This is a genomic window from Alcaligenes sp. EGD-AK7 (assembly GCF_000465875.3).
In the GTDB taxonomy this organism is placed as follows: domain Bacteria; phylum Pseudomonadota; class Gammaproteobacteria; order Burkholderiales; family Burkholderiaceae_B; genus Alcaligenes; species Alcaligenes phenolicus.
Genome location: NZ_AVOG02000034.1, coordinates 290,691 through 301,352, shown reverse-complemented (window position 1 = coordinate 301,352; position 10,662 = coordinate 290,691). Strand labels below are relative to the sequence as shown.

Genomic DNA, 10,662 nt, shown 5'->3' with positions numbered 1-10,662 from the left:
GCCTTTAGCCATGGCAGACTCCTGAAGGGATAGAACGATATAGAGAAGAGAGATGTGGTGCCCATGACGCGGATCGAACGCGTGACCTCTCCCTTACCAAGGGAGTGCTCTACCACTGAGCCACATGGGCATTCAACTTCAGCCGAGAGTGGCTAAAGATTTTTACCTGGAGCGGGTGAAGGGGATCGAACCCTCGTCTTAAGCTTGGAAGGCTTCTGCTCTACCATTGAGCTACACCCGCAGACTTTTCTTCACCCTCTCCTAAAGTCGCCTTGCTGGCTGACTCTAGAAAAGTGCTGGTGGTGGGAGTTGGATTCGAACCAACGTAGGCGCAGGGCCAACAGATTTACAGTCTGCCTCCTTTAACCACTCGGACATCCCACCCGAAGCGAAAATCGAATTATGGACATGTTTTAAGAGGTCGTCAAGCCTTTTGGGAAGAAAACTGAATAATTCGATGAATTTTTTAAAAAAACTGGATTTTGGGTGCTTTTCTTACTGGTTTTGTCACTGTTTTCAGGCGTCAGACATGCCGCTTTTGAATGCTTTCAAAACTGGGAAATCACGGTGAAATACGGGTAAACACATAGATTTTTTTCTGTTTTCAGCGCTTATTTTTGTAAGCAAAAGATACGAAACCGGATTTTTCACTTTTAATCCGGCTCTCGGACGTCTTCCCTGCTCTGTTCCCTGACTTGCTTGGAGTTCCTCTTGCTGTTTTCCACTGGCCGGGGCACAAGCACCATGCAGCCATGAACTACCTCCAGAAAGAAGCTTGGATTGCTGATGAACTTTACTTAGGAAGGAGCAATCCATCATTCCAGAAGTTGTTCCAGTTCAGCTCCCACCAACTGCTTCTTTTTTTTTCAGCCAAATACTGCTCAGTAGCAGAACACGGGGCATGGCAAAGAAAAAGCCGACCTCAGGTCGGCTTTCTACATCAACTGCATCGCTTTCAGCGTGGCGCGGGCCTGACTTAATCGTCCGTTTGCTCCAACAAAGACGACAGCCCCTGCTTTTCCAGCAAAGCATTCAAATGCTCCCAGCCATGGAAAGCAATCTGCAACTGGCCCTTGTCCTTGGCACCGACCTTCAAGGTCACCTTGGTACCCAGGTGGTCAGACAGCACCTTTTCAAAGCGCTGTACGTCGCCATTGCGGTTCGCCTTGCTCTGGGCCTGCTTGCTGGCAGGCTCGTCATCCTCGTGCAAAGCACGGGCGACCAGCTTCTCGGTTTCACGCACCGACAGACGGCGGGCAATCACCTCGTTGGCCAACATGATCTGACGGGCAGCGTCCACAGCCAGCAAGGCACGAGCGTGACCCATATCGATGTCGCCGGCCAGCAGCATGATCTGCACAGGCTCTGCCAGGTTGATCAGACGCAGCAGGTTGCTGGTAGTCGAACGCGAGCGGCCAATCGCCTGAGCCGCCTGCTCATGAGTCAGACCGAACTCGTCCAGTAAACGCTTCACACCTTGCGCCTCTTCCAGCGGATTCAGATCTTCACGCTGGATGTTCTCGATCAGTGCCATGATGGCGGCGTTCTCGTCGCCTACCTCGCGCACCAGAACGGGCACTTCTTCCAGACCAGCAATTTGCGACGCACGGAAACGACGTTCACCGGCGATGATTTCGTATTTGCCCTTGTCCTTACCAGACAGAGGACGCACCAGAATAGGCTGCATCACGCCTTGTGCGCGAATGGACTCGGCCAGCTCGTTCAAGGCGCCCTCGTCCATGCGAGTACGCGGCTGATACACCCCAGCCTTGAGCAGTTTGACGGGCAGGTTGGAAGGTGGGCCATCGCTCACCGTCGCTTCGCCCTTTTTCCCGATGGTTGCGATAGCGCCTGCGTCTGCGCCGAGCAAGGCATCCAAGCCTCGACCTAGACCTTTTGGTTTTCGTGTAGCCATGCTTACATTCCTATTGATTCTTGTGTGCCTTATGCCTTGTCGCTGCGGGATTCTTTCTTCAAGCGCTTGATCAGCTCTTTACCAAAGTCCATATAGGCCTTGGCACCCCGGGAGTTCTTGTCATACACAATACCTGGCATACCGTGGCTTGGCGCTTCAGCCAAACGTACGTTACGTGGCACCACCGTCTTGAACACCTTATCGCCAAAGTGTGTCTCGATCTGATTGGAGACTTGCTGCTGCAAAGTTACGCGGCCATCAAACATCACCCGCAGCAAACCAATCAACTCCAAATCCGGGTTGATATTGCGATAGACCCGTTTAACCGTGTTGACCAGATCCGACAGCCCTTCCAGCGCAAAGTACTCGCACTGCATGGGGATGATGACCCCGTGAGCACTGGCCAAACCATTTAACGTCAGTAAGGACAAGGTAGGCGGGCAGTCGATCAGCACAAAATCGTAATCGTCCAACACCTGAGCCAGAGCCTGTTTAAGTTGTTGCTCACGCTCTTGCATCTGGATCAGGTCGATTTCTGCGCCCGACAGCTCCCTATTGGAAGGCAGGACGTCATAGCCACCTGTTTCTGAATGTATCTTTACGTTAGCAATGCTTTCGTCGCCAATCAGGACTTGGTACAAATTACCAGACAGGCTGTTTTTATCAATACCACTACCCATGGTGGCATTGCCCTGAGGATCCAGGTCAATCAATAAAACCTTTTTCTTCAGCACAGCAAGAGCAGCTGCCAAATTAATTGCTGTGGTCGTCTTGCCTACCCCGCCCTTTTGATTCGCAATACAAAACACATAGGCACGGGGAGATTTATCGTCTTTTTTACTCATGATTATCCTTGCTGCACCAACCACACTAGACAACGCTGTGCCTCTAGCTCCGGTACGGTTAATGATTCTATTCGTTCGACCCGCCAGTTACTTTCAGATTGCAATGCCGCTATTTCTTGATCAGGTTCTTTACCCTTCATAGCCGCAATGCGTCCACCTGGACGAACATGCTTGCCTGCCAAATTTACGAAATCAAGCAGCGAAGAAAAAGCTCGGGAAACCACAATATCTGCCTGCATGGGTTCCAGCTGCTCTACACGCACATGCATCGCCGACAAATTGGGCAAGGCCAAAGCACCAACCATTTGTCGAACAAATGCCATTTTTTTCTCGACAGCATCGATACAGGTAATGTTCCACGTGGAACATGATGCTGCCAAAACAACTCCCGGCAAACCTGCCCCTGAACCTACATCCACAATCTTTACCGATTCTTGCCCCTGTGTATTGTTGCCGGCCAGATAGTTCTGAAACGGACGGACAATCGACAGGCTATCAAAAATGTGTTGCACCAGCATTTGATCTGGGTCACGCAGGGCGGTCAGATTATAAGTACGGTTCCAACGCTGCAACTGATTTATGTAATCCAGTAGCTGGCGTACCAGGACAGGGTCCTGATCCAGACCCAAATCCAGCAGGGCCTGATTCAGGCGTTTTGAAAAAATATCGCTCATGCCGTTTGTTTGTTCTTTTGCTTGCGCTTCAGGTGTACCAACAATAAAGAAACCGCCGCAGGTGTCACACCTTGAACACGCCCGGCCTGGCCAATGGTTAAAGGCTTGGCAGCCTTCAAGCGTTGGCGCACCTCAATCGACAATCCCTTGATGTCGTCGTAATCCAGGTCCTCTGGAATGGCTTGCTCTTCCAGTGCTGCCTGACGAGTCACCTCATCCTGCTGACGCGCCACATAGCCCGCATACTTCACCTGAATTTCCACCTGCTCCACATGCACCGGATCTGCCAGACCTGGGCCTGCTACAGGCATGCCTTGGTCATTCAGCACAGCCATCAACTTGGCGTAGTCCACTTCGGGACGCTTGAGCAAATCGAAGAAGGAGTACTCCCGTTCGATATTTTTACCTAACAGTGCATTTGCTTGTTCGGCAGGCAAATTGCGGGGGTTCACCCAAGTACCCTTCAAGCGTTCAATTTCACGTGCAACCGCATCGCGTTTGCGATTGAAATGATCCCAACGGGCATCATCCACCAGGCCCAACTCCCGACCAATTTCAGTCAATCGTTGGTCGGCATTATCCTCCCGCAGACTCAAACGGTATTCGGCACGAGACGTGAACATACGGTAAGGCTCGGTCACCCCACGGGTAATCAAATCGTCTACCAACACACCCAGATAGGCTTCGTTGCGACGTGGATACCACTGCTCTTTCTCTTGTGCCAAACGCGCTGCGTTCACCCCGGCCAACAAGCCCTGAGCGGCGGCTTCTTCGTAACCTGTCGTGCCATTGATCTGACCGGCAAAGAACAAGCCACGAATCTGTTTGGTTTCCAGCGTGGGGTACAGGGATCGAGGGTCAAAATAATCGTATTCAATCGCGTAACCTGGACGCATGATGCGGGCATTTTCCAAACCAGGCAGGCTGCGCACCATAGCCAACTGGATATCGAAAGGCAAGCTGGTCGAGACACCATTGGGGTAGATCTCGGTCGTGCTCAAGCCTTCAGGTTCCAAAAACACTTGATGGCTGCTCTTGTCCGCAAAGCGATGAATCTTGTCTTCGATAGACGGGCAGTAACGCGGACCAATGCCCTCGATAGTGCCTTGGTCGCTATACATAGGCGAGCGATCCAGCCCGGAACGGATGATGTCGTGGGTACGCTCGTTGGTGTGCGTAATCCAGCACGGCATCTGCTGAGGATGCATGGAAACATCGCCCATATAAGAGAACACCGGAATCGGGTCGCTATCGCCAGGTTGGACTTCCAGGCGGGAGAAATCGATGGTGTTGGCATCAATGCGCGGAGGGGTCCCTGTCTTCAACCGCCCTTGCGGTAACTGCAGTTCCCGCAAACGATGCGCCAAGCTGATGGACGGCGGATCCCCTGCCCGGCCCGCAGAATAATTATTCAGGCCTACATGGACCAGACCATTCAAAAAAGTTCCTGCTGTCAGAACCACAGATTTGGCTTTGAATTCCAAGCCAATCTTGGTCACAGCACCCACAACCCGATCACCTTCCACAATCAAGTCTTCGACTGATTGCTGGAACACCATCAGGTTGGCTTGGTTTTGTAGAACCTCGCGAATAGCCTTGCGGTACAAAGAGCGGTCCGCCTGAGCACGAGTGGCGCGCACGGCCGGGCCTTTGGAGCTATTCAGAGTACGGAATTGAATACCGGCGTGGTCGGTAGCCAACGCCATTGCCCCGCCCAGCGCATCCACTTCCTTGACCAAATGCCCCTTCCCAATCCCCCCAATAGAAGGGTTGCAGGACATCTGCCCCAAGGTATCCATATTATGGGTTAACAATAAGGTAGACACGCCGGTTCGAGCTGCCGCTAAAGCCGCTTCGGTACCAGCATGTCCGCCGCCTATGACAATAACGTCAAACTCTTCGGGATAAATCATGTCAGAACAGCTAAAAAATAAAAATCAATTATACGATTACCAGCGGAGTATGTTCCACGTGAAACACATGGAACCAATATCTGTTCCACGTGGAACACAGTTTTTTGCGTAAATACCACTGTGGATAACTTTGTGGAGAAAGGGACGCTTTTTTATCCCCAGGCCACCTTGGGAAGCACAGGCAGCGCTTGCAAAGATTTTCTTCAGCCAGAACTCCCCACGGAGCGAAGCCATAAAAGGCGCGCTTATCACTCTTAAATCCCCTAAAAGGGGCTATCTAAGCCAGTACCTCACAACAGGTGGATAAAAGCAGCCCAAGCAGGCAGCAAAATTGTGGATAACAGAGCAATAAAAAGAAATACTGCCCGAAGACCACATCCACCGTTCTACAGTGTGGCGATAAGGAAATTTCCGCTGGCCTGCGGAGAATATAAGGTGTCGATTATGTAATCCGACTACCTTGGCTACAAGAAAAAAGTGTCCTATGCGCAAAAAGACAGCTACCCAGATAGAACAGGATTTACTTGAGACGACAGATACTTTGAAGAAACAACAGCAGCACCTTTAACGCCTAGCTTAAAACCTGGGACTTAATCGAGAGGCCGAAGTTAAGACACAGGTCTAGCCAGAAAACTCCCGCAGCTACAACACGAACCTGCAGCGCGAGAGCTGAGAAAGGAAAACAGCAGGAGAAGCCGGGCTCGGAACCTATATAGGCAATAGCTATATCAATGTAAGAAACCGATCCTGAGTGCTCAGTTCCACGATCAACAGATACGCGCAGAATCTATGGTATTTTCGACAAGAATTTGTCTGATACTTCGCCACCCAACTTTTTACTCAAATCTGAAGCGCGGGTGCATTTTTATTATTCATATCAGTAGACCCATGCAGATCACATCCAAGCTCCCTTCTGTGGGCACCACCATCTTTACAACCATGAGCCAGCTGGCTCTGGAGCATAAGGCCATTAACCTGGGACAGGGCTTTCCAGACTTCAATCCGGATCCAGCCCTGATTGAGGCTGTGCACCAGGCCATGCTGGATGGCATCAACCAATACCCTGCCATGGCTGGTTACCCTGCCCTGCGAGCCGCCATTGCAAGCAAGACGCAGGCTCGGTATGGCCGCCTTTACAACGTGGATACGGAAATCACCGTCACCAGTGGCGCTACTGAGGCCTTAATGGCCAGTTTCCAGGCCTTTGTGCACACAGGCGATGAGGTCGTCGTAATCGAGCCCTTCTACGATCTGTATATCCCCGCCATCGAGCTGGCCGGAGGTACCCCTGTTGCTGTCCCCATGACAGCACCTAGCGAGGCTGTACCCTACTACCGCGTCGACTGGGACCGTGTGGAACAAGCCATCACCAGCAAGACCCGTATGCTGGTAATCAATTTCCCACACAACCCAACCTGCACCATCTTGCAGCCCCAGGATCTGGACGCGTTAGAGCAGATTGTAGAAAAGCATCCTTCCTTGATCATCTTGTCCGATGAGGTCTATGAACACCTGACCTTCGATCAGAAAGAGCATCTGAGCCTTGCTACCCGCCCTCTCCTGGCAGAACGAGCAGTAATCGTTTCTTCCTTTGGCAAAACCTTCCACGCCACAGGTTGGAAAGTAGGCTACTGCTGTGCTCCTGCCAGTCTCAGCACGGAAATTCGCAAGGTCCACCAATACACCGTCTTTACCGTTCCTAGCCCCTTACAGGCTGGTTTAGCCACCTATATGCAGGATCCAGCCACCTGGGAGAGTCTGCCCGCGTTCTACCAGGAAAAACGCGATCATTTGCATCAAGGTCTGCAGAACACCCGTTTCACTCCTATGCCCAGTGAAGGGACTTTCTTCTTGCTAGCCAGCTACGAACACATTTCGGAGCTGTCCGAGCTGGATTTTGCCAAGCATCTGAACCAGAACTATGGCGTAGGCGCGATCCCCGTGTCTGCCTTCTACCTGAATCCCAATTCTGAGCAGGCTAACCATCGTTTGCTGCGTTTTTGCTTTGCCAAGCAGCTCAACACCCTGGACCAGGCTATTGAACGCCTGAAAAAGGTCTAAAGGCTCTTTTCCCTACCTTCATCAAACCGCCGTCAGGCGGTTTTTTTGTGTCCTGATTTTTGTGGACAAGTGCAGTCGTCGCAATCTTGCCTAAATCTGTCACACAAGCCCTGCAACGGCGACGTAAAACAGCAAGCATTGTCCGAAGCACAAACCATCTGTCGTAAACCACAAAACCCGCATCTTGTGCCCCACAGAACACCAAACGTGAAACAGGCAATACAGCCTTCCAGCGCTGTCCTGTTGATAACTTTGGGGGTAAACCTGATTTTTTGCCCAGTTATCGCTTCTTTTCCTTTAAGAAAAGTAAAAATCAGCCAGCTCGCAGGCCTTCCTGTTTCAGTTCATGTTGCTTGCAAAAAAACAGGCCTCAAAGTTAAAACCACAAAAAATATAGATATAAAACAAGGACTTATTTCAATATCACAAGCTTCGAACAGACTTTGCAACTGTGAAAATACACAGGTCACCAAGCCTCTTCGAGCACCACAAGATACGAGCAAGCACAAACCAACGCTTTACCCACAAAATGTGGATAAGTCAAAAATTCAAACAAGATTGACCTAGTACAAGCTCCAGGCGCAACAATCCCTGCAGCCATAGCAAACTCTTGGCCAAACATGTCGTCCAGGTAGAACACCCCTCTTTTGCCACCCCGTTCCTTTGTTTGAGTTTTTCTCATGTTGAAAGAAAACTCTGAGAACAGACGACAAAGTCGATCTTGTATGGTTCTGAAAATAAATTTTCAGCCTTTACCGCTCATATTTCTGTATGCAAAAGCCGCATAAGCCAGCTTTGAGCGAGATCGTGATTTTTGTTCATGGACTGCATCTTAGTCGAGAACTTTTAGCTTGCAAAGGGCATGGAGCTGGCCTGCAGAGACTTGAACTTATCTTATATAACAAGCACTTAAATCTTTTATTGGAATTATTAGATGGAGCCCTGTTGATAAGTCGAACAAGTGTCTTTAGCAGCGTTAAAACAAGAGCTTAGCGCTTTTTTTTCCGGGGATAGATCTAACGCTTACCGGTGGATGGTTTAGGTACAACTTTTAGACTTCACAAAGAAGTACCTACTTATGCCTTATGTATCCACACCCTGTTCACAATGCTCTTCCTAGAGCTTATCCACAGCAAAGAAAATTGTAACAGCGGAATATAAAGTGAATTTATCGGGTTGCTTGGGTAAATCCGGTGTCTGTCATGATGATTTTCTCTGGCCAACGCAAAGCGGCCAGGTGAAAAGCGGAGCCTTCAGGTGCCTGGTCCTTGCGGCGATCGCGCCAACGAGCCCCTACGGAAAAATCCACGCAAAACGTGTTTTTCTTTGCTCCATGCCAGGAAAATGGATCTATATCCTTGAATAATAAGGAATATTTAGACATTTTCGCTGTTGGTTGAGGGAAAAGCTGGCGCCAATAGTGGCCAAAAACGACAGGAATATCGTCCTGGTAGCTGTTCCACCAAGGAGTTCGGTCGGAAAAACGCCAACGGTTGCCAGCAAAAAACGGACGATCTGCGGGTCCTTCAGTGCCGGAAGTCAGCAAACGGATGGGGTTGAAGTCATTTTTGACCAAATCGTAGTCAATGTAGGCCTGCAACAAAGGCATCAAGGCCTTTGGGTCTTCAATTTTTTCTTTCCATTCTTGTTTTGCCGCTAGATATTTATTCAGAATTCCTTTTTTTTCTGCATACGTATCAGCTTTACGCTCACATTCAAAGAAAAAATCAAGAAAATCTTCGCTTTTAACCGATCTAATTGCATCAATAGCAGGATTATTCCAGGCTGCATGCACAATTCTCAGATCATTTCTTTCCAATACAATGGGTAGTGAGCTTAAAAACTTCCGGATTTTATCTCTATTTTGAGGTTTTGCACGCGTAAATGGAGAGTAATTCTTTAAATCTGATTGATAACGCTGATCAAAATACCAACCTGATCCATCTTTTGCATCGTCTATCAGTAGATTGATTTCATGATTACCTAATATTCCTTTTGCTTTATTATTATTTATCAAGTACTTAAGGTATTCAATTACAGCAGGGCTATCAGGACCTCGGTCACAATAATCTCCCACAAATATCAGGCTACGTTTCTCTGGATGAGAGCCATCTTCCTGGTAACCCAAATTTTGGATCAGTTGTTGCAAGGCCTGGAGCTCTCCGTGTACATCACCGATGATGTCTAAAGAACCAGCAGGTAAAGGCTGTACAAGAAAGTTGGGCATGGGTGAAGAGATCTTTATTTAATAATAACTATATATATAACTGGTAATGGATAATGGGTGTCTGTGGATAAGTGGCATAGATAGAAATTAACCTTTAATTTCAGCAACTTATTGATTACTTCTGCCTGTGCACCACCCCGATGGAGTCGGTGGACCGAAACTGGACAAGATTTGAGGCCTGGCCAGACAGGCAACTTATCCCCCTTTCATCCACAGCAGGTCCACAGCAGGCCTTCTTGGAGCTTATCCACAGGGGCCCAGAGCCAGTAGCTGCCTCAAATATAGCTTTTTTGCCCAGTCCCTGACCGATTTTCTGGCCGGATCTCGCCCGCCTGGAGCATCTGGATGAGCGGATGTCGGTGTTTGCACCAACATCATGTTGAAGTGCGAATTAAGCCCTTATAATATCCACAAATTATTCACTTTCTTATTAACCGCTGATTTCACCAGATTTTATATTTCCATTTCTGGTTTAATCTATTTTGTTAATAAAATTGTGGATTTCTTTGTTATCCAAACCCTGTGGATAAGTTCGATTATCACGATTGTTATTTGCTTTCTCGATCTAAACAAAACCCTGTTTTTGTAATTCAATATCGTGGTTTTGTTTTTATTTCAGTTTTTATTTCTTTTTTCAAAAAATAAAAAATTATCAATCCGAATTTTTAATTTTTGTCTGGATTGCTTTCTCCTTATTTATCTATCTTTTATTTGGAATGGCCTCTTTTTTTATTAATGGGCTTCCTTAGAAAAAACAGAAACTAATCAATCATTTGAGTCTGTTTATCTCTATTCTCCAGTCGCTTTATTTAAGTGTTTCTTGATTCCTTCCCGAGTTTTTTTAGATAAAGTTTGCTTATTTTTAATAAAAAATGACTTCAAGCAGAGTAATAAGTATTGAATGATCGGGTTTAGCGGTGGAACCTATCTGCCGACCCGACCCGACCCGACCCGACCCGACCCGACCCGACCCGACCCGACCCGACTGCGGCGGCCAGGCTGTCTTATGGAAGTCTGGGTATTTGCT

General features: G+C 48.6%; 8 protein-coding genes and 3 tRNA genes. 2 read left to right on the top strand and 9 right to left on the bottom strand.

From position 1 onward, the window contains the following. Window positions 1-55: 55 nt before the first annotated feature. The 8 genes from N879_RS14370 to mnmG all read right to left on the bottom strand — a co-directional run bounded on the left by N879_RS14370 (window position 56) and on the right by mnmG (window position 5,347). A tRNA-Thr gene (locus N879_RS14370) sits at window positions 56-130 on the bottom strand. 37 nt (window positions 131-167) lie between these two features. Continuing rightward, window positions 168-241 (bottom strand) — tRNA-Gly (locus N879_RS14365). A gap of 56 nt (window positions 242-297) precedes the next feature. Further along, a tRNA-Tyr gene (locus N879_RS14360) sits at window positions 298-384 on the bottom strand. Between the two features lie 132 nt (window positions 385-516). Further along, window positions 517-819, bottom strand: coding sequence for a hypothetical protein (locus N879_RS20470; protein ID WP_128831707.1), 303 nt, complete (start codon window positions 817-819; stop codon window positions 517-519). 157 nt (window positions 820-976) lie between these two features. Further along, the gene (locus N879_RS14355; RefSeq protein WP_009462421.1) at window positions 977-1,915 is read right to left on the bottom strand and encodes a ParB/RepB/Spo0J family partition protein; all 939 of its coding nucleotides are present in this window, start codon (window positions 1,913-1,915) and stop codon (window positions 977-979) included. 29 nt (window positions 1,916-1,944) lie between these two features. Further along, the gene (locus N879_RS14350) at window positions 1,945-2,760 is read right to left on the bottom strand and encodes a ParA family protein (RefSeq protein ID WP_021447168.1); all 816 of its coding nucleotides are present in this window, start codon (window positions 2,758-2,760) and stop codon (window positions 1,945-1,947) included. A 2-nt stretch (window positions 2,761-2,762) separates the two neighbouring features. Then, on the bottom strand, window positions 2,763-3,434 hold the full coding sequence (rsmG, locus tag N879_RS14345) for a 16S rRNA (guanine(527)-N(7))-methyltransferase RsmG (protein ID WP_009462418.1): 672 nt from the start codon (window positions 3,432-3,434) through the stop codon (window positions 2,763-2,765). After that, the gene (gene mnmG, locus N879_RS14340) at window positions 3,431-5,347 is read right to left on the bottom strand and encodes a tRNA uridine-5-carboxymethylaminomethyl(34) synthesis enzyme MnmG (RefSeq protein WP_009462417.1); all 1,917 of its coding nucleotides are present in this window, start codon (window positions 5,345-5,347) and stop codon (window positions 3,431-3,433) included. Before mnmG ends, rsmG begins: the two co-directional genes overlap by 4 nt. Before the next feature lie 888 nt (window positions 5,348-6,235). Between mnmG and N879_RS14335 the strand changes: the two genes are divergently transcribed. Both N879_RS14335 and N879_RS20465 read left to right on the top strand, forming a co-directional pair. After that, the gene (locus N879_RS14335) at window positions 6,236-7,408 is read left to right on the top strand and encodes a methionine aminotransferase (protein ID WP_021447167.1); all 1,173 of its coding nucleotides are present in this window, start codon (window positions 6,236-6,238) and stop codon (window positions 7,406-7,408) included. 138 nt (window positions 7,409-7,546) lie between these two features. Continuing rightward, window positions 7,547-7,975 (top strand): hypothetical protein, encoded by a 429-nt coding sequence (locus N879_RS20465; RefSeq protein WP_128831706.1) that lies wholly within the window; start codon window positions 7,547-7,549, stop codon window positions 7,973-7,975. A 601-nt stretch (window positions 7,976-8,576) separates the two neighbouring features. Here N879_RS20465 and N879_RS20095 read toward each other — a convergent pair. Next, window positions 8,577-9,635, bottom strand: a complete 1,059-nt coding sequence (locus N879_RS20095; RefSeq protein WP_031232828.1) for a metallophosphoesterase — start codon at window positions 9,633-9,635, stop codon at window positions 8,577-8,579. Window positions 9,636-10,662: the final 1,027 nt, after the last annotated feature.

Coding starts and splice junctions, on each gene's coding strand:
- N879_RS14335 (WP_021447167.1), top strand. CDS start 6,236: ATGCAGATCACATCCAAGCTCCCTTCTGTGGGCACCACCATCTTTACA.
- rsmG (WP_009462418.1), bottom strand. CDS start 3,434: ATGAGCGATATTTTTTCAAAACGCCTGAATCAGGCCCTGCTGGATTTG.
- N879_RS14355 (WP_009462421.1), bottom strand. CDS start 1,915: ATGGCTACACGAAAACCAAAAGGTCTAGGTCGAGGCTTGGATGCCTTG.
- N879_RS14350 (WP_021447168.1), bottom strand. CDS start 2,760: ATGAGTAAAAAAGACGATAAATCTCCCCGTGCCTATGTGTTTTGTATT.
- N879_RS20095 (WP_031232828.1), bottom strand. CDS start 9,635: ATGCCCAACTTTCTTGTACAGCCTTTACCTGCTGGTTCTTTAGACATC.
- mnmG (WP_009462417.1), bottom strand. CDS start 5,347: ATGATTTATCCCGAAGAGTTTGACGTTATTGTCATAGGCGGCGGACAT.
- N879_RS20470 (WP_128831707.1), bottom strand. CDS start 819: ATGATGGATTGCTCCTTCCTAAGTAAAGTTCATCAGCAATCCAAGCTT.